General features: G+C 69.7%; 18 protein-coding genes and 1 riboswitch. Of the genes, 12 read left to right on the plus strand and 6 right to left on the minus strand.

Annotated features, from left to right (window positions below; translation table 11 throughout):
* Positions 1-32 precede the first annotated feature (32 nt).
* The 4 genes from VB777_RS01120 to VB777_RS01135 all read left to right on the plus strand — a co-directional run bounded on the left by VB777_RS01120 (position 33) and on the right by VB777_RS01135 (position 4,312).
* Entirely contained in the window at positions 33-1,388 is a 1,356-nt protein-coding gene (locus VB777_RS01120; protein ID WP_416238291.1) for an extracellular solute-binding protein, read from the plus strand.
* A gap of 214 nt (positions 1,389-1,602) precedes the next feature.
* On the plus strand, positions 1,603-2,358 hold the full coding sequence (gene rpaB, locus VB777_RS01125; protein ID WP_323246579.1) for a response regulator transcription factor RpaB: 756 nt from the start codon (positions 1,603-1,605) through the stop codon (positions 2,356-2,358).
* A gap of 104 nt (positions 2,359-2,462) precedes the next feature.
* Positions 2,463-3,989 carry a lysine--tRNA ligase gene (gene lysS / locus VB777_RS01130; protein WP_197157618.1) on the plus strand — a complete coding sequence of 509 codons (1,527 nt, stop codon included), beginning with the start codon at positions 2,463-2,465 and terminating at the stop codon, positions 3,987-3,989.
* Positions 3,990-4,048: 59 nt separating this feature from the next.
* Positions 4,049-4,312, plus strand: a complete 264-nt coding sequence (locus VB777_RS01135) for a hypothetical protein (RefSeq protein ID WP_035832975.1) — start codon at positions 4,049-4,051, stop codon at positions 4,310-4,312.
* 12 nt (positions 4,313-4,324) lie between these two features.
* On the opposite strand, the gene VB777_RS01140 is transcribed toward VB777_RS01135, so the two are convergent.
* The 5 genes from VB777_RS01140 to VB777_RS01160 are packed head-to-tail and all read right to left on the minus strand — an operon-like array spanning position 4,325 to position 8,427.
* Positions 4,325-5,122, minus strand: coding sequence for a YdcF family protein (locus tag VB777_RS01140; protein WP_323246508.1), 798 nt, complete (start codon positions 5,120-5,122; stop codon positions 4,325-4,327).
* A 16-nt stretch (positions 5,123-5,138) separates the two neighbouring features.
* Positions 5,139-5,714, minus strand: a complete 576-nt coding sequence (locus VB777_RS01145) for a hercynine metabolism protein (RefSeq protein ID WP_197171449.1) — start codon at positions 5,712-5,714, stop codon at positions 5,139-5,141.
* Between the two features lie 10 nt (positions 5,715-5,724).
* Positions 5,725-5,988 carry a hercynine metabolism small protein gene (locus VB777_RS01150; protein WP_323246511.1) on the minus strand — a complete coding sequence of 88 codons (264 nt, stop codon included), beginning with the start codon at positions 5,986-5,988 and terminating at the stop codon, positions 5,725-5,727.
* Between the two features lie 16 nt (positions 5,989-6,004).
* Positions 6,005-7,021 (minus strand): L-histidine N(alpha)-methyltransferase, encoded by a 1,017-nt coding sequence (egtD, locus tag VB777_RS01155; protein ID WP_323246512.1) that lies wholly within the window; start codon positions 7,019-7,021, stop codon positions 6,005-6,007.
* Positions 7,018-8,427, minus strand: coding sequence for an ergothioneine biosynthesis protein EgtB (locus tag VB777_RS01160; protein ID WP_323246514.1), 1,410 nt, complete (start codon positions 8,425-8,427; stop codon positions 7,018-7,020). Before VB777_RS01160 ends, egtD begins: the two co-directional genes overlap by 4 nt.
* A gap of 80 nt (positions 8,428-8,507) precedes the next feature.
* On the opposite strand from VB777_RS01160, the gene VB777_RS01165 reads away from it, so the two are divergent.
* Both VB777_RS01165 and VB777_RS01170 read left to right on the plus strand, forming a co-directional pair.
* Complete coding sequence (locus VB777_RS01165; protein WP_197157630.1) at positions 8,508-9,512, plus strand: cysteine synthase A; 1,005 nt, start codon at positions 8,508-8,510, stop codon at positions 9,510-9,512.
* Positions 9,512-11,599, plus strand: coding sequence for a protein kinase domain-containing protein (locus tag VB777_RS01170; protein ID WP_323246516.1), 2,088 nt, complete (start codon positions 9,512-9,514; stop codon positions 11,597-11,599). The genes VB777_RS01165 and VB777_RS01170 overlap by 1 nt, the downstream gene beginning before the upstream one ends.
* 19 nt (positions 11,600-11,618) lie before the next feature.
* Here VB777_RS01170 and smpB read toward each other — a convergent pair whose 3' ends face one another.
* A complete protein-coding gene (smpB, locus tag VB777_RS01175; RefSeq protein ID WP_197157634.1) occupies positions 11,619-12,116 on the minus strand; it encodes an SsrA-binding protein SmpB in 498 nt (165 codons plus the stop codon).
* A gap of 69 nt (positions 12,117-12,185) precedes the next feature.
* On the opposite strand from smpB, the gene ruvB reads away from it, so the two are divergent.
* The 6 genes from ruvB to thiC all read left to right on the plus strand — a co-directional run bounded on the left by ruvB (position 12,186) and on the right by thiC (position 17,945).
* A complete protein-coding gene (ruvB, locus tag VB777_RS01180) occupies positions 12,186-13,283 on the plus strand; it encodes a Holliday junction branch migration DNA helicase RuvB (protein ID WP_323246518.1) in 1,098 nt (365 codons plus the stop codon).
* Positions 13,284-13,330: 47 nt separating this feature from the next.
* On the plus strand, positions 13,331-14,173 hold the full coding sequence (locus tag VB777_RS01185) for a tetratricopeptide repeat protein (protein ID WP_197172056.1): 843 nt from the start codon (positions 13,331-13,333) through the stop codon (positions 14,171-14,173).
* An 11-nt stretch (positions 14,174-14,184) separates the two neighbouring features.
* Positions 14,185-15,462: an amidohydrolase gene (locus VB777_RS01190; RefSeq protein ID WP_197171439.1), complete on the plus strand. Its 1,278-nt coding sequence runs from the start codon at positions 14,185-14,187 to the stop codon at positions 15,460-15,462.
* Positions 15,459-15,692 carry a DUF3188 domain-containing protein gene (locus VB777_RS01195; protein ID WP_323246520.1) on the plus strand — a complete coding sequence of 78 codons (234 nt, stop codon included), beginning with the start codon at positions 15,459-15,461 and terminating at the stop codon, positions 15,690-15,692. The genes VB777_RS01190 and VB777_RS01195 overlap by 4 nt, the downstream gene beginning before the upstream one ends.
* Positions 15,685-16,317 (plus strand): HEAT repeat domain-containing protein, encoded by a 633-nt coding sequence (locus VB777_RS01200; RefSeq protein ID WP_323246521.1) that lies wholly within the window; start codon positions 15,685-15,687, stop codon positions 16,315-16,317. The genes VB777_RS01195 and VB777_RS01200 overlap by 8 nt, the downstream gene beginning before the upstream one ends.
* Before the next feature lie 35 nt (positions 16,318-16,352).
* A riboswitch (TPP riboswitch) is annotated at positions 16,353-16,468 on the plus strand.
* A 76-nt stretch (positions 16,469-16,544) separates the two neighbouring features.
* Positions 16,545-17,945, plus strand: coding sequence for a phosphomethylpyrimidine synthase ThiC (gene thiC, locus VB777_RS01205; protein WP_197158963.1), 1,401 nt, complete (start codon positions 16,545-16,547; stop codon positions 17,943-17,945).
* Positions 17,946-18,255: the final 310 nt, after the last annotated feature.

Below are 18,255 nucleotides of genomic sequence, written 5' to 3' on the forward strand. Positions count from 1 at the left end.
TCGAGATGCCCGCTGCACCCCGCCCCGAGCCGATGCCTCCATCGGCGCCGCGCCCAAGCCGGCGCTGGGGTCGGCGGGCGCTGCTGCGCCGCCTCAGCCTGGGAGCGAGCCTCGCCCTTGCTGCCGCCCTGGGGCTGGCCGCCTGCAGGCCCGCCCAACCGCCCGAGCCGGAGATCCAGTTCTGGACCCTGGATCTGGCGCCCCGCTTCAACGACTACATCCGTGGGGTGATCGCCGCCTGGGAACAGCGGAATCCAGGTGTGCGAGTGCGCTGGACCGACCTGCCCTGGAGTTCGGTGGAGCGCAAGCTCCTCGCGGCGGTGTTCGCCCGCACCGCGCCGGACGTGGTGAACCTCAATCCGCTCTTCGCCGCCAACCTGGCCAGCAAGGGGGGCCTGCTGCCCCTCGATCCCCTGCTGCCGCCTGATGCGGCCCAGACCTATCTGCCCAAGGTCTGGAAGGCCGGCCAGCTGCCCGGCCCCGGCGGCCCGCCCAGCCAGTTCGCCGTGCCCTGGTATCTGACGGCCCGGATCACCCTGGCCAACCGGGATCTGCTCGCCAAGGCCGGCTACAGCCGCCCGCCCCTGCGCTGGCAGGAGGTGCCTGCCTACGCCGAGGCGGTGAAACGCCGCACCGGTCGCTACGCCCTGTTCGTGACCGTGGTGCCGGACGACTCAGCTGAGTTGCTCGAATCCCTGGTGCAGATGGATGTGCGACTGCTGGACGGACGTCAGCGGGCGGCCTTCAACAGCCCGGAGGGCCGCCGCGCCTTCGCCTTCTGGACCGACCTCTACCGCCGCGGCCTGCTGCCACGGGAGGTGGTGAGCCAGGGCTACCGCCGGGCGATCGAGCTCTACCAGAGCGGGGAGCTGGCCCAGGTGGCCAGCGGCGCCGAGTTCCTGCGCAGCATCCAGACCAACGCCCCCGGCATCGCGGCGGTCACGGCCCCGTTCCCACCACTCACCGGTGCCGGCGGCGAGGCCAATGTGGCGGTGATGAACCTGGCGGTGCCGCGTCAGAGCCGGTTGCCGAAGGAGGCCCTCAGCTTCGCCCTGTTCCTCACGGACGCCACCAACCAGCTGGCCTTCGCCGAGCAGGCACGGGTGCTGCCCTCGGCGACGGGCGCGCTGGACCAGCTGGAGGCGGCATTGGCGCAGGAGCGGCCCCAGGGTCGGCCTGACCAGCTGGTGCGGCAGGCCCGCATGCTCTCCGCCGAAACGCTGGGCCAGGCGCGGGTGCTGGTGCCGGCCAGCCCGGGCGTCAAGCGGCTCCAGGCGATCCTCTACACCCAGCTGCAGCGGGCGATGCTGGGGCAGATGGACAGCGATCAGGCCCTGGCGGCAGCGGAGCAGGAGTGGAACCGCTACGCCGAGGCCCGCTGGCCCTGAGACGCCGTCGAATCCCCCCAGGCGAAGTTCCGCAGAAATCCTTAAGCCTCAACCGAATCACCGGGCTGGCCGGCTGGGTTGGCGGCAGAGGGGGAAAGTGAGCAGGTAGGGTTGCGATTCTTCACTTTGATCGTGGCCCATGCCCGTGGAGCTTCAGCCTCAGCAGCGACCGCAGCAGGCTGAAGGCTTGCCTGGGGGGAGTTTCGATCAGGAGATGCCATCGGATCCCAGGGCCACCCTTCTGGTGGTCGACGATGAAGCTGCCGTGCGGCGGGTGCTGGTGATGCGGCTGCAGATCGCCGGCTATCGGGTGGTCTGCGCCGAGGACGGCGAGGAGGCCCTGGCCCTGTTCCACCAGGAGCAGCCCGATCTGGTGGTGCTCGATGTGATGCTGCCCAAGCTGGATGGCTTCGCGGTCTGCCGCCGGCTCCGGGCGGAATCCTGCGTGCCGATCATCTTTCTTTCGGCTCTCGATGCCATCGCCGAGCGGGTCGCCGGTCTCGATCTGGGGGCCGACGATTACCTGCCCAAGCCCTTCAGCCCCAAGGAGCTCGAGGCCCGCATCGCCACGATCCTGCGCCGGGTAGGCCGCGGTTCGGCCGGCAGTGAACCCCGCGATGTGCCGGTGGGCAGCGGTGTGATGCGCCTGGGTGATCTGGTGGTGGACACCAATCGACGCCAGGTGACCCGCGACGGCGAGCGCATTGCCCTCACCTACACCGAATTCAGCCTGCTGGAACTGCTGTTCCGCGAGCCTGGCCGAGTGGTGCCACGGGCCCAGATCCTCGAGCAGCTCTGGGGCTACCCGCCGCGCCGCGCCGCCGATCTGCGCGTTGTGGATGTCTACGTGGCCCGGCTGCGGGGCAAGCTGGAGCCCGATCCGCGCAACCCTGAGCTGATCCTCACCGTGCGGGGCACCGGATACGCCTCCCAGCGGATGGGTGACGCCAGCCTGGCGGCTGCTGGCTGACCCGGAAGATCGAGGCCTCTGAAGACCCAGACCCCGAGAGATCCAGGTCATCGCCTGACCTTCGATCCTGCAGGATGGGGCGCCATCAGATAGTCGTCAGACCCTTGTCGGAGCTGCGCGAGACCCGCCTGGAGAAAGCCCGGACCCTCGCTGCGCTGGGCCAGGGTCCCTATGCCCTGCGTTTCGAGCCCAGCCACAGCACCGCTGAGCTCCAGGCCGCCCATGCCGATCTGCCCAAGGGCGAGGAGCGTGACCTCAGCGTTGCAATCGCAGGTCGGGTGATGACCCGTCGGGTGATGGGCAAGCTCGCCTTCTTCACCCTGGCCGATCAGAGCGGCCCGATCCAGCTCTTCATCGACAAGGCCACCCTGGCCGCCTCCCTGCCGGAGGACCCTGAGGCCTTTGCCCACCTCACGTCCCTGGTCGATGCCGGTGACCTGATCGGTGTGGAGGGCAGCCTGCGCCGCACCGACCGGGGCGAGCTCTCGGTGAAGGTGAAGCGCTGGTCGATGTTGAGCAAGAGTCTGCAGCCGCTGCCGGACAAGTGGCACGGCCTGGCCGATGTGGAGAAGCGCTACCGGCAGCGCTACCTCGATCTGATCGTGTCGCCCCACACCCGCGAGACCTTCCGGCGTCGTGCCCTGGCGGTGAGTGCCATGCGCCGCTGGCTGGATGAGCGGGATTTCCTGGAGATCGAGACACCGGTGCTGCAGAGCCAGCCCGGCGGTGCCGATGCCCGGCCGTTCGAGACCCACCACAACACCCTCGATCTGCCCCTGACCCTGCGCATCGCCACCGAGCTGCACCTCAAACGGCTGGTGGTGGGCGGCTTCGAGCGGGTCTATGAGCTGGGCCGCATCTTCCGTAACGAGGGGGTGAGCACCCGCCACAACCCCGAGTTCACGTCCGTGGAGGTCTACCAGGCCTACGCCGACTACACCGACATGATGGAGCTCACCGAGCAGCTGATCGCCCACGTCTGTCAGCAGGTGTGCGGCACCACCGCGATCACCTACCAGGGCACCGCGATTGATCTGACGCCGCCCTGGCGTCGCGCCACCATGCAGGAATTGGTGCAGGACGCCACCGGGCTCGACTTCACCACCTTCTCCACGCGGCAGCAGGCCGCCGACGCCATGGAAAGCCAGGGTCTCGTGGCGCCGGCCCTGGCCGATTCCGTCGGCCGCCTGCTGGTGGAGGCCTTCGAGCAGCGGGTGGAGGAGAGCCTGATCCAGCCCACCTTCGTGCTCGATTACCCGGTGGAGAATTCACCCCTGGCGCGGGCCCACCGCAGCAAGCCCGGGATGGTGGAGCGGTTTGAGCTGTTCATCGTGGGGCGCGAAACCGCCAACGCCTTCAGCGAACTGATCGACCCGGTGGATCAGCGCCAGCGCCTGGAGGCCCAGCAGGAGCGCAAGGCGGCCGGCGACCTGGAGGCCCAGGGTGTGGATGAGGATTTCCTGCAGGCCCTCGAGGTGGGCATGCCCCCCACCGGCGGTCTTGGTATCGGCATCGACCGGCTGGTGATGCTGCTCACCGACAGCCCCTCGATCCGCGACGTGATCGCCTTTCCGTTGCTGCGGCCGGAGCAGCGGGCGGAGACCCGCCCCGAGCAGGGCGGTGAGGCCTGAGGGGCGCAATGGGATAATCACTTCGGTAGGCAATCTCCCCCAACGGGGGCAGCGATTCCATGAGTGGCGAGCGCGTCGGTTTCCGCTTCCAGCACGCAGATGCGGTCGTGAAGCGCAACCCCCAGGGTCGTTCGCGCCGGGGATGGGTGATGGAGCCGGTGGAGCAGACCACCAGCCGTGGCACCAAGATGCCGGCCTATCGGATCCGCTGGCGCGACAGCGAACGTCCTGAGATCGTGCTGCAGCACATGTTGATCGCCGATCCCGACCCCACCCCGCCGCCCGAGGGCGTCAGCCTGGTGCCCCCTGCTCCCAAGAAGTGAGCCCGGGCCGGTTCAGCTCCAGCCCTTGAGCCGGTAGACCAGCAGCCCCAGGTGTTCCTTGAGCGTCTGGCTGGTGAGCAGCAGAGCACCGGCATCGGGAGCCAGATCCAGCACCACACTGGCGGCCGTTGGCCTGCCGTAGTTCCTGCGGCTGGTCAGCTGGAAATCGCAGGCCACCGGAATCACCTCCAGGCCGCTGCGGCGCCGGAAGGTGGCCAGCGAGCGCGGCATGTGGGTGGCACTAGTCACCAGCAGGATGCGTGTCCAGCCCCGCTGGCGGCCCAGCTGGCCGATGTCGCGGGCCTCTTCGGCGGTGGTGCGCGAGCCCGGGTTGGTGAGGATCGCCGCGGGGGGAGCCCCCAGATCGATCGCCAGCTGGCGGGCGACCTCCGCCTCGGCGGGGGCAGGGTCGCCGCTGGCGAAGTGCACCTTGGCGCCGCTGGTGAGCAGCACCGGTGCCTTGCCCTGCCGCAGCAACCGCAGGCCGGTGAGCAGCCGGTCGCCCGCCTCGTTGACCTCCACCTGGCGCCGCGGCGCCAGGGCGGGTCTGAGGCCGCTGCCCAGCACCACCACCGCATCGGCGCGGGGGATCACGGCAGGGGTGAGGGCCGCCGCCGGTTCCTCCAGCCCCCAGACCAGCTGACGGCTGGTGTACGGCATCGCCGCGATCCAGAGCAGCAGCACCCCACCGCCCGACAGCCACGGTCCCCAGCGCCGCCGCCGGCCCGCCAGGCCGACCAGTTGCAGCACCAGGGCCAGGCCGAGGGGGTAGAGCCCCAGCGGCAGCAGCTTGCTCAGCAGAAATCCCATCAGGCCGGGCGCCTCCTCAGGTGGTATGGCCCTGGCGGCGCTTGAGGGCCTCCAGCTCCTGCCGGGTCTCGAAGGCGGCCCAGGCGGCCTCCAGGTTGTCGCCGCCGGACGTTGGCGCTGCGGCTTGGGCCGGCTCCACTGGCGCGCCCGCCGCGGGACTGCCGGTGGTCTGCTGGCGGGGCTGTTGGCTTGGGCGGCTCTGGCGTGCGCGCGCGGTCAGCTCCTCGAGGGCGGCCTCGGTGGCGGCAAAGCTCTGGCCCAGGTCCGCCAGCTCCTGCCAGGCGCGGCGCCCCTGCTCCATCAAGGCCTCGCAGCGGGCGGCGGCCTGTTCGGCCAGCTCGGTGGCGCCGGCAGCGCGGGCCCGCGTGATCCGCTCCTGCCACTGGCGAATCTCACCGGCCAGCCGCAGCAGCTCCTGGCGCCGCTGCTCAGCCTGAGCCTGCAGGCTGCGCCGCCGCTTCTGCAGCTCAAGCTGGCGGTCGCGGGCCTCCTGCTCGGCCAGCAGGGCGTCCTGCTCGGGGTTGGCCTGCAGGAAAGCCTCCAGCTGCTGCTCCAGCCGTGCCTCCAGCTCTTCGAACCAGCTGCTAGCCATGCGTCTGGTCTCAGGCCTCGGTGGGTTCGGCAGCGGCTGCCGGGGGTGACTCCCCGGGGGCGCGGGTGATCAAGGGCGCCTCGATTTCCTCCTGCAGCGGCGTGATCGCCGCTTCCCGGGAGCGGAGCAGCAGCTGGGTGAGCCGCGCCACGGCCCCCTCCCCCAGCTCGACGCGGCCGATCCGATCGAAGGCCTGGTGGTAAAGCCCCTCCAGTTCTTCGATCAGCCCTTCGCGCACCTGGCGCATCGCCGCCCGTTGTTCGTCCCGGCTCATGGCTGCTCCTGGAGGCTCATCGCCCCACCGTTGTCGCTGGTTCCGAGTCTGCCTGCACCAGCAGGTGCAGGGACAGGTCGTTGGCCGGATCGCTCCAACGGCGGGTGCCCCGCCAGCCGGCGTCGGCCGCCAGCGCCGCGAACGCCTCAGGCGTGTACTTGTGGCTGTATTCGGTGATCAGCGGCTCCCCGGCAGCGAACGGCCAGCTGGATCCGGCCAGCTGCACCATCTGCTCCCGCCGGCTCACCAGCGCCATGGCGATGCGGCTGTGCTGCGGCTGCCAGCGGGCCTGGTAGCGGAACTGGGTGGGGTCGAAGCTGCCCTGCAGATCCCGATTGAGCCGGGCCAGCAAGTTGAAGGCGAAGGCGGCCGAGACCCCCGCCGCGTCGTCGTAGGCGGCCTCCAGCCGCTGCGGTGCCTTGGGCTGATCGATGCCGATCAGCAGGCGACCGCTCGGGCCCAGCAGCCGGGCGAACTGGCGCAGCAGGGCGCGGGCCTCCTCCGGATCGAAGTTGCCCAGGGAGCTACCCGGGTAGAAGCCCAGCAACGGCTGACCTTCCAGCAGGGGATGGGCGGGCAGCTGCTCCAGCTGGCTGTAGTCGCAGCAGATGCCCAGCACCGGCACGGGCGGATGGCGCCGTTGCAGGGCGTCGCAGGCGTCGGCCAGGTGGTCGGCGCTGATGTCGAGGGCCACGTAGGCGGCCGGCCGCAGAGCGTTCAGCAACGGACCCACCTTGCGGGCGTTACCGGCGCCGAATTCCACCAGCACGCCGGCGCCCAGGGCCGCCGCCAGCTGCGGCGCCATGTCTTCCAGAAGGGCTGTCTCGGTGCGGGTAAGGCTGTATTCCGGCTGGGCGCCGATCGCCTCGAACAGCCGCGAACCCTCGGCGTCGTAGAGCAGCCAGGCGGGCAGCTGCCGCGGCTTGCGGGCCATGCCCTGGCGCACCAGGCGGGCCATGTCGGCCTGCTGCGGATGGAGGTCGATGAAGCGGCGGCTGCAGTCCGGCTGACGCTGCTCGAGGTGGGCCCTCATGCCGCCTCCCCGGCCCGCATGGCGCCATCGCGGGCCAGCCGCAGTCCGGCCGCCATCCAGCGACTGGCGGGTGGATAGAAGTTCCGGTAGGTAAGCCGCTGGTGATCCGGTGGCGTCAGGAAACCGCTGCCGCGCAACACCATCTGGGAGCTCATGAATTTGCCGTTGTATTCGCCCACGGCGCCGGCCGCGGGCTGGAAGCCCGGGTACGGCCGGTAGGGACTGGCGGTCCACTGCCAGAGCAGGCCGAAAGCCTGGGGCAGGCGGCCGCTGGCGGCCGCCACTTCCCACTCGGCTTCGCTGGGCAGCCGCGCCCCGGCCCAGCGGGCGTAGGCATCGGCCTCAAACCAGCTGAGGTGCCGCACCGGGGCCTGGGGATCCCGCGGCTGCCGGCCCGCGAGCGTGAATTCGTCGTCGCCGCGCCAGTAGCGGGGAGCCCGCCAGCCGCGGTCGCGGGCCACCGCCCAGCCTTCGCTCATCCACCACTCGGGCTGCTCGTAACCCCCAGCGGCGATGAAGGCGGCCATCTCGGCGTTGGTCACAAGCCGCTCGGCGATCTGGAAGCCCTCCAACCAGACGCGGTGACGGGGGCCCTCGTGATCGAAGGCGAACCCGCCGGGCGAACCCTCGGGGCCGCCGCTGCCCGGCAGGTGGCCGATCGCCACCAGGCCCTCAGCGAAGCTCAGCCAGCCAGCCAGCCCACTGCCGCCGCCTGCAGCGGCGCCTTCGTGGCCAGGGCCGTCGTGCGCGCGCGCCAGGGCGCGGAAGCGGCCTTCGGGGTCGTCGTGCCAGGCGGGCACGGCCACCGCGCTGTTGTCGAGGCCATCGCTGATCAGTGCAGCGGCTGTCTTGGGCCGGTCACGGCCACCAGTGCCGCGGTAGGCCGGCTCCAGGGGATTGCGGCTGAACCCGTCGAGCAGGTCCATCAGCAGCAGCTCCTGATGCTGCTGCTCGTGTTGCAACCCCAGTTCGAGCAGCGCCAGCGTGGGGCGCGCCCGTTCCTCGGGCCAGACCTCCACTCGGTCGAGCAGGAGCTCGAGGGCCTGATCCACCTGCTGCCGCCAGGCCAGCACCGCGTCGATCGGTGGTCGGCTGAGCAGACCCCGCTGCGGCCGCGGATGGCGCGCTCCCACGGCGTCGTAGTAGCTGTTGAACAGATAACGCCACAGCTCCGGGGCCGCTGCGCCGCTGGTCTGTGCCGGCCGCAGCAGGAATTCCTCGAAGAACCAGGTGGTGTGGCCCAGGTGCCACTTGGGCGGACTGGCGTCGGCCATGCCCTGCAGGCAGAGGTCTTCCGGTTCCAGCGGAGCGATCAGGCGCTCGCTGATCTGGCGCACCTGCCGCAGCCGCTGCCGCAGGGTCACCAGCGATGGCCGTCCACTCGCCGTGCCCGTCCGGGGAACCATCACTGCCGTGCCCTCTGGGCTGACCCTAGGGAGTTGCCTACGATCCGCCCACAGCAACGTTGTTCGAGAAGGCCAGCGCGATGGGCGGTACGACTGAGGGGTTTGTCGGCGCAGTCGGCCACACCCCCCTGATCCGCCTGGCGGCCCTGAGCGCCCTCACCGGTTGCGACATCCTCGGCAAGGCCGAGTTCATGAACCCCGGCGGCTCCGTCAAGGATCGGGCCGCCCTCGGCATCCTGCTGGAAGCGGAGGAGCAGGGGCTGTTGCAGCCCGGCGGCACAGTGGTGGAGGGCACGGCGGGCAACACCGGCATCGGTCTGACCCACCTCTGCAATGCCCGCGGTTACAGGGCCCTGATCGTGATTCCGGACACCCAGTCGGCCGAGAAGATCGGCCTGCTGCGCAGCCTCGGCGCCGAAGTGCGCACCGTGCCGGCGGTGCCCTACCGCGACCCGAACAACTACGTGAGACTCTCGGGCCGCATCGCCGCCGAAACCCCCGGAGCCGTCTGGGCCAACCAGTTCGACAATCTGGCCAATCGCCGCGCCCACTACAACAGCACCGCTCCGGAAATCTGGGAGCAGACCGAAGGTCGGGTGGATGCCTGGGTGGCCGCCACCGGCACGGGGGGCACCTACGCCGGCGTGGCCCTTTATCTCAAGGAGAAGAATCCGGCGGTGCGCTGCGTGCTGGCCGATCCCCACGGCAGCGCCCTCTACAGCTGGGCCAGGACCGGCGCACTGCAGGCCGAGGGCCGCTCGATCACCGAGGGCATCGGCAACAGCCGCGTCACCGCCAACCTGGAAGGGGCGCCGATCGATGACGCCGTGCGCATCGACGATCAGGCCGCCCTCGACACGATCTACCAGCTGCTCTGGCAGGAGGGTCTTTTTCTGGGCGGCTCGGTGGGCATCAACGTGGCCGCGGCCGTGGAAACGGCCCGCCGCCTCGGGCCTGGCCATCGCATCGTGACCGTGCTGTGCGATAGCGGTGACCGCTACCGTTCGCGGCTCTACGACCGCGCTTGGCTGGAGAGCCGCGGTCTGCATCAGCCCGACCGCGACGGCGCTCAATCCCCGTCCTGATGGCGACCCCTTCCGATCCCAGCCCCGCCGAGGCGCCTGCTCCGCCGGAGGTTGGCCATCTGATCGGCGAGCGCTACCAGCTGGAGCAGTGCCTCAGTGCCCCCAGCGATGACGCCGCCCCGGTTCAGGGGCGGTTATGGCGGGCCAGTGACCAGCTGGCTGGCGGGGCCTTGATGGCCCTGCGCCAGCTGGGTCCTGCGGCGGATCAGGAGGGTGCTCGGCGCCGCTGGAGCCAGCTGCAGACGGTGCTCCATCCGCAGGTGCCGCGTTTCGGTGGCGCGATCACCGCTGGCGATGACCTCTGGCTGGTGCGGGAGTGGCAGGACGGGCGCACCTACCAGGAGCTGCTCGAGGCCCGCGCCGAGCGCCAGCTTGTGTTCGGCGGGGGGGAGCTGCTGCTGCTGCTTCGCCAGCTGCTGCCGGTGCTGGTGGCCCTGCACAGCCAGGAGCTGGTCCACGGCGATCTCTGTCCGGCCAATCTGCTGCGCCGCGATCGGGATGGCCAGCCGGTGCTGCTGGATTTCGGCCTGGTGGGCGGCGGCGTCGTGGCCACAGCGGGCTATGCGCCCCCGGAGCTGGCCCAGGGCGGCGCAGCTCAGCCCTGGATGGATCTGCATGCCCTCGGCGTCACGGCCCTGGTGCTGCTGAGCGGCGAGCCGCCGGCCTCCCTGCTCGATCCGGTCAGCCTGGTCTGGCGCTGGCCGGCGACCCTCGACGCCGAACCAGAGCTGCGCCTCCAGCTGGAGCGACTGCTGCAGCGGGATCCGGCCAGCCGGTTCGCCAGCGCCGCCCAGGCTCTGGCCGCACTGCAGGCTCTCCCCATGCCGGACAGCACCGGCCCGGTGCCCCGCGCGGATCGCACGCTGGTGCTGGTGGCGCCTGCACCGTCACCGCTGCCTGGTCCCGTCGCGCCGGAACTGCCCCTTGTCGGCCTGGCCGAGAGCCAGCCGCTGCCCGCCATGGGGGCGGCGGCCCCGCGGCGCAGCCGCCAGGAGGCCAAGGAGGAGGAGGCCGAGAACGGCGTCTGGCCGGTGGTGCTGGCCCTGGTGTTCTCGGCCATCGTGGGCACGGCCGGCGGTTGGTGGTGGCTGAGCCGCGGCCGCACGGCCGCCCCCAGGATCCCGGAGGCGAGTCTGGCCGCCGGCGAGAGCCTGCCCCCCGAGGAGGTGGACCAACGTCAGCAGCTGCTCAATCGGTTGCGGGCCATGCAGGTGGATCGGCCCTGGTTCCTGCGGCTCGTGGATGCCAGCCTGCTGGCCCAGTTCCCGGAGCGGCGCGGACGGCTGCCCAGCGATTCCAGCGAAGACGCGCCGCTGCGCAAGGTGTGGAACGAACTGGCCGAAGAATGGCTGGCACGGGTAGAGCAGTTGCCACTGGCGGTGCGTCGCCGCCTCGGCACCTACAGCCAGGCCGACTGGGAGCAGCGGCAGCAGGCTCTGGTGGGGCAGGGCCTCAGTTCCGCCGTGCTGCGCCAGCTCGTCTCCGGCAGCGCCCAGAACCTGCTGCCCGGTCGCATCGGCACCGAGATTCCGCCGGAGCCCTTCCGCCAGCTCTGGTACGCCGCTGCGGAGCAGGGCCTGGCCGGCATGCGGATCGAGCCGATCAAGACCCGATCCCAGGACGTTCAGGCCCTCTCGGCCGATGTGGACGCCGGTGGTGCCCGTCTGTTTCCGATCCAGCTCCCCGCCAACCACCGCCTGGTGCTTGGCGTGAACGGCTCACCCCTGATGCAGATGGCCGTATTCGCCGCCGATGGCAGTGTGCTCGAGGCCAGTGGTCCTTTGCGCGTGGTGAGTCTGCCGGCGCAGGCCCGCTCGCCCGTGCAGTTGCTGGTCACGAACGAGGGGCTGGCGCCGGCCCAGATCACCCTGTCGCTGCGAGCTGATCCGCCACCCCCCCAGGAGCCGGAACCAGAGCCCCAGAACGCCGTTCCCGAGGCCGAGCCACCCGAGACGCGCATCCCTGGCGCGCCTCAGGAGCAGAGCTCCACCCCATCCCCGACACCCGGCTCTGCGGCCCCCATCCGTCCCACGGTTCCATCCACAGCCCCGATCCAGCCACCACCGCCGCCCACCGACACCCCCTGAGCCCAGGGGCTGGTGCTGATCAGAGGCGGGCGATGGCCGCCCGGGCCTCTTTGGCCTCCTGCTTGCTCTTCTCTTCGTGGCGCTTGTCGTGCAGCTTGCGGCCCTTGCCGAGGCCGAGGGTCACCTTGATCCATGAGCCCTTCAGATGCAAATTAAGAGGGATCAGGGTGAGGCCCTTCTGGTCGAGGGCACTGCGCAGCTTGTCGATTTCGCGCCGGTGGGCCAGCAGCCGCCGCACCCGCAACGGTTCGTGGTTGAAGTAGCGGCCGGCGTGGCTATGGGGCGAGATGTGGACGTTGTGCAGCTGGATCTCGCCGCTGCGGATCAGGCAGAAGCCATCGCGCAGATTCGCCTGGCCCGCCCGCACCGATTTCACCTCGGTGCCCAGCAGCTCGATGCCGCATTCGAGGGTTTCGAGGATCTCGTACTGGTGCCGGGCAAAGCGGTTGTCGGCCAGCAGCCGGTTGGCGGCATCGCGCCGTGCCTTGGCGGCTTTCTTTCCTCCGCCCTTCGCCATCTCCCTGCCGCCTGTCCGTTGGGTATCGCCTACCCCCCGACCCTAGGCAGCGGCCGGTACCCTCCAACCATGGCGATCGTCTCCTCCGGCGCAGGTGCGGCTCCCCGCCGGGGCAGTGTCGCCGCCCGGCTGGTCGATCCAGCCGCCCCCGACACGGGTGAACAGACCGCTCCAGTGCTGCGGGAAGACGGGCTGCGGCCGAAACGCCTGGCCGATTACATCGGCCAGCACGAACTCAAGCAGGTGCTCGGCATCGCGGTGGAGGCCACCCGCAGCCGCCAGGAGGCCCTCGATCACGTGCTGCTGCATGGCCCGCCGGGCCTGGGCAAGACCACCATGGCCCTGGTGCTGGCCGAGGAATTGGGCGTGCGCTGCCGGATCACCAGCGCCCCTGCCCTGGAGCGCCCGCGCGACATCGTGGGGCTGCTGGTCAACCTTCAGCCCCACGATCTGCTGTTCATCGACGAAATCCACCGGCTCAACCGGGTGGCGGAGGAAATCCTCTACCCGGCGATGGAAGACTTCCGCCTGGATCTCACCGTGGGCAAGGGCGCCATGGCCCGCACCCGCAGCCTGCCGGTGGCGCCGTTCACCCTGGTGGGGGCCACCACCAGAGCCGGCGCCCTGAGTTCACCCCTGCGGGACCGTTTCGGCCTGATCCAGCGGCTCGAGTTCTACGACCTGCCCGATCTGCAGGCGATCGTGCAGCGGGCGGCGGGGCTGCTGGCGATCGCGCTGGAGCCGGAAGCCGCGCTCGAGGTGGCGCGTCGCTGCAGGGGCACGCCCCGCATCGCCAACCGGCTGCTGCGCCGTGTGCGCGACGTGGCGGAGGTGGCGGGTCATGGCCGCATCAACGCGACCCTGGTGGATCAGGCTCTGCGGCTGCATCGGGTCGATGGGCGCGGTCTCGATGCCAGCGACCGGCGCCTGCTCGGCCTGCTGCTGGAGGGGTATGGAGGCGGGCCGGTGGGGCTCGACACCCTGGCGGCGGGCCTCGGTGAAGACCCCACCACCCTGGAAGCGGTGGTGGAGCCCTACCTGCTGCAGCTGGGTTTTCTGCAGCGCACCCCACGGGGTCGGGTGGTGACCGAGGCGGGTCGTGCCCATCTCGCCGCGGCCGGCTCTGGCCCTGGCGCGGCCCAGCTCGGCGCGGAGGGGCCGCGATGACTGACGCCACTGTGGCCACCGACGCCACGGACACCACCGACTCCGCCATGCCGTCACCGGCGACCCCGGGCGGGGCTGGGCGTCATCTGGCCGCGGCTCTGCTGATCCTGGCGGTGGCGCTGGCCCTGATCCTGCTGCTACCCCTGCCGGCCCTCGCTGCCGCTCCGATCTCAGCCAGGCCTGGCGTGAGCCTGCCCGAGCAGTTCGAGCAGGCCCTGGCCGCCAGCCGCGACGGCCGCTTCAGCGAAGCCCTGATTCTCTGGGATGGTGTGCTGGAACAGGACCCCAGCCAGGCCGCGGCCTGGAGCAACCGCGGCAATGTGCGGCTGGCCCTGGGCGACCCCGAGGGCGCCATCGAAGACCAGGGCCGCGCCATGGCGCTCGATCCGCTCAACCCCGATCCCCACCTCAACCGGGGAACGGCCGAGGAGGCACTGCAGCGCTGGCAGGCCGCCGCCGCCGACTACACCTGGATCCTGGAGCGGGATCCCGCTGACGCCTCGGCGCTCTACAACCTCGGCAACGTGCGCGGCTCCCAGGGCGACTGGACCGAGGCGCGACGCTGCTATGACGCGGCTGACCTGGCCCGTCCCGGTTTCGCCATGGCTCGCTCCAGTGCTGCCCTGGCCGCTTTCCAGCTGGGGGATCTCGAGGCCGCCGAACGCCAGTTCCGCCAGCTGATCCGCCGTTACCCCCTGTTCGCCGATGCCCGCGCCGGTCTCACCGCCCTGCTCTGGCGGCAGGGGGCTCAGGGGGAAGCCGAGAGCAACTGGGCGGCGGCCTCCGGTCTCGATCCGCGCTATCGCCAGGAAGAATGGCTGTTGCGGATACGGCGCTGGCCACCCGTGCCCGTGCAGGCTCTGGCCCAGTTCCTGGCTCTGGCCTCCTGACAATCCCCTCGATGCCCCTGCCCCTCGCCACCGGATCCGACACCCCCCGAGCCGCGGCGCCCGGTTGCGGTGCCCATCCGCTGGCCGACTGGCAGCGTCTCGGCCTCGAGGCCAGCCTGGCCGAGGTCTTGCCGGAGCTGATTCAGCTGCGCCGCCACATCCACCGCCATCCCGAGCTCAGCGGCCATGAGCAGCAGACCGCTGCCCTGGTGGCCGGCGAGCTGCGTCGCTGGGGCTGGCGGGTACGTGAGGGGGTGGGCCGCACCGGCGTGCTGGCCGAACTGGGGCCTGAGGGGCCGGACGTGCCCCTGGTGGCCCTGCGGGTCGACATGGATGCCCTGCCGGTGGAGGAGCGCACCGGCCTCGACTACGCCTCCACCCGCCAGGGGCTGATGCATGCCTGCGGCCACGATCTGCACACCGCCGTGGGACTGGGGGTGGCGCACGTGCTGGCTCCCCTTGCCGGGCTGCTGACGGCGCGGGTGCGGCTGCTGTTCCAGCCCGCCGAAGAGACGGCCCAGGGTGCAGCCTGGATGCGGGCCGATGGCGCCATGGAGGGGGTACAGGCCCTGTTCGGTGTGCACGTGTTCCCCAGCCTGGCGGTGGGTTCGATCGGGGTGCGCTGCGGCAGCCTCACCGCCGCAGCCGGCGAGCTGGAGGTGGAGGTGCTCGGCGAAGGAGGTCATGGCGCCCGCCCGCACCAGTCCACCGATGCCATCTGGATCGCGGCGCGGGTGGTGAGTGGTCTGCAGGAGGCGATCAGCCGGCGGCTCGATGCACTCCATCCCGTGGTGGTGAGCTTCGGCCGGATCGAGGGGGGCAAGGCCTTCAACGTGATCGCCGATCACGTGCGTCTGCTCGGCACCGTGCGCTGCCTGGATCTGGAGCTCCATTCCCAGCTGCCTGGCTGGATCGAGGACACGGTCCAGGCCCTCTGCCGGGGCCATGGCGGCGAAGCCCGGGTGCGCTACCGCTGCATCTCACCGCCGGTGCACAACGATCCGGAACTCACCGAGCTTGTGGCGGAGGCCGCCACCGAACTGCTGGGACGCGATCAGGTGCGCTGGCTGGAGCAGCCCTCGCTGGGGGCGGAGGATTTTGCCGAGCTGCAGCAGGGCACCCGCGGCACCATGTTCCGCCTCGGGGTGGCCGGTGCCACGGGTTGCACGCCCCTGCACAGCAACACCTTCGCGCCGGATGAAGCAGCCCTGGCTGTCGGGGTGAAGGTGCTCACCCTCAGCCTGCTGCGCTGGATGGAGCGCCAGGCCAGTGCCGGCCCGTTGGCATGACGCTTCCTCCCGCCGGCTCGCCGGCTCGAACAGTCCGCCCGTTGCTGGCGCTGTCGTCGCTTCTGCTGATCCTGCTGGCCCTGGTGGCGCTGCTGCTGCGCCAGGGGGCAGACCGGTTGCAGGCGATTCCGGCCCTGTTGATCGGGGTGGGGCTGCAGGCCTCCAGCCTGGTGGGCCGCCGCCGACGTCGCGCCCAGCTCCTGGGTGACCTAAGACAGGACAATGGCTGAGTCGATCGATCTTGATGCCCTGCGCCAGGCAATCGCCTCCGGCGACCCCAGCCGGGCCATGCCCGCACTGGCGGGACTGAGGCAGGTGCCGGCGGAGCAGGCCATTCCCCTGCTGCTGCTGGGTCTGGAACAGACCACCTTCATGATCCGCTCGCTCAGTTGCGCCGGCCTGGGGATCAAACGCAGCGATGCCGCCCGCCAGGCCCTGGTGCAGGCCCTTCAGCACGATGAGGACGCCAACGTGCGCGCCGAAGCCGCCAATTCCCTGGTGAGCTATGGCCATGTTGAGGCCTGGCCTCTGGTGCGCCAGGCTTTTGTGGTGGATCACCAGTGGCTGGTGCGCTGCAGCATCCTTTCGGCCCTGGCCGAACATCCGGAGATGCCGGATGCCTGGCTGCTCGATCTTGCCCAGCTGGCGATCGCCGATGGCGACGGCACCGTACGGGTGGGGGGTGCCGAGATCCTCGGACGGCTGGTACAGAAGCCGGGTCTGCCATCGTCCCTGGCACCGGCCTCCGCAGCGGCACCGTCCAGCGACGTCGCCCGTCGTCTGCTGGTGGAACTGCAGCAGGACCCCGACCATCGCGTCGTCGCGGCGGCTCTCAACGGTCTGCAGGGCAGCTGATCAGCCTCCTCTTCGTTTCAGCCTTGCTAGGTTTCCAAAGTCACTAGGGGTGCCCGGCAAACGCCTTCCCGGCTGTCTGCCCAGGGCTGAGATCACACCCTCCGAACCTGATCCGGGTCATGCCGGCGCAGGGAAGTGAGAACGAACTCCAGCTGCGCCCCAATCCGTCCGTGTCCGTTGTTCTGCATCGGTCCGCTGGGATGTTGTCCACCTTTGCCCGCCCCCTCATGCGCAGCGCCTGGATTGAGAAGCGTCGTGGTCACGCCAATGTGAGCCAGATGCACTACGCCCGTCAGGGTGTGGTTACCGAGGAAATGGCCTTTGTGGCCCAGCGGGAAAACCTGCCCGAATCACTGGTGATGGAGGAGGTGGCGCGGGGTCGCATGATCATCCCCGCCAACATCAACCACGAGAATCTGGAGCCGATGGCGATCGGCATCGCCAGCAAGTGCAAGGTGAACGCCAACATCGGTGCTTCCCCCAATGCCAGTGATGTGAGCGAAGAGCTGAAGAAGCTCGAGCTGGCGGTGAAGTATGGCGCCGATACCGTGATGGATCTCTCCACCGGTGGCGTCAACCTGGATGAGGTGCGCACGGCGATTATCCAGGCGTCGCCGGTGCCGATCGGCACGGTGCCCGTCTATCAGGCTCTCGAGAGTGTGCACGGCTCGATCGAGAAGCTCTCGGAAGATGATTTCCTCCACATCATTGAAAAGCACTGCCAGCAGGGGGTTGACTATCAGACCATCCACGCCGGTCTGCTGATTGAGCATCTGCCCAAGGTGAAGGGACGCCTCACCGGCATCGTGAGCCGCGGTGGTGGCATCCTGGCCCAGTGGATGCTTTACCACCACAAGCAGAATCCGCTGTTCACCCGCTTCGACGACATCTGCGAGATCTTCAAACGCTACGACTGCAGCTTCTCGCTCGGTGATTCCCTGCGGCCCGGCTGCCTGCACGATGCCTCCGATGAGGCCCAGCTGGCCGAACTCAAGACCCTCGGAGAACTCACCCGCCGCGCCTGGGCCCACGACATCCAGGTGATGGTGGAGGGTCCGGGTCATGTGCCCATGGACCAGATCGAGTTCAACGTCCGCAAGCAGATGGAGGACTGTTCCGAGGCACCCTTTTACGTGCTCGGTCCCTTGGTGACCGATATCGCCCCTGGTTACGACCACATCACCAGCGCCATCGGCGCGGCCATGGCCGGCTGGTATGGCACGGCCATGCTCTGCTACGTGACGCCCAAGGAGCACCTGGGTCTGCCCAACCCGGAAGACGTGCGCAATGGCCTGATCGCCTACAAGATCGCCGCCCACGCCGCCGATATCGCCCGCCATCGCCCCGGTGCCCGCGACCGCGACGACGAACTCAGCCGGGCCCGCTACGCCTTCGACTGGAACAGGCAGTTCGATCTTTCGCTGGATCCGGAACGGGCCCGCGAGTACCACGACGAAACCCTGCCGGCCGATATCTACAAGCAGGCCGAGTTCTGCTCGATGTGTGGACCCAAGCATTGCCCGATGCAGACCAAGATCACCGATGCGGATCTTGAGGGTCTGGCTGAGGTGCTGGCTGAACAACAGTCTGAGCAGCAGAATCAGGCCGGGATCACCGTTTCGGTCTGAGTCGCTCTTCAACGGCTGACTGGTTCGCTCGCGTGGGGCTGCCTGCTTGGCTGTGTGACGCCTGCATCGATCACCGTCCAAGGACGCAGGTCACGCTCGCGGCTGCAGGCACCGAGCCTGGTGTCGCTGAGGTCTTTCTCCAGTTGCACAGGCTCGTCGCGGGCGCGAGCCCGTGCCGAGAGACTGGTCAGCCTGGCAGAAAGCAGGAGCATATGTACGCCATTGTTTTTCTGTCCAAGACCAGAACACATTTTCGATGATTGCCAATCTCTAACCCTCCAATACATGCGCTAATCTCCTATCGATGGCA

It is taken from the genome of Synechococcus sp. CCY9202 (genome assembly GCF_034931685.1).
Lineage (GTDB): Bacteria > Cyanobacteriota > Cyanobacteriia > PCC-6307 > Cyanobiaceae > CBW1002.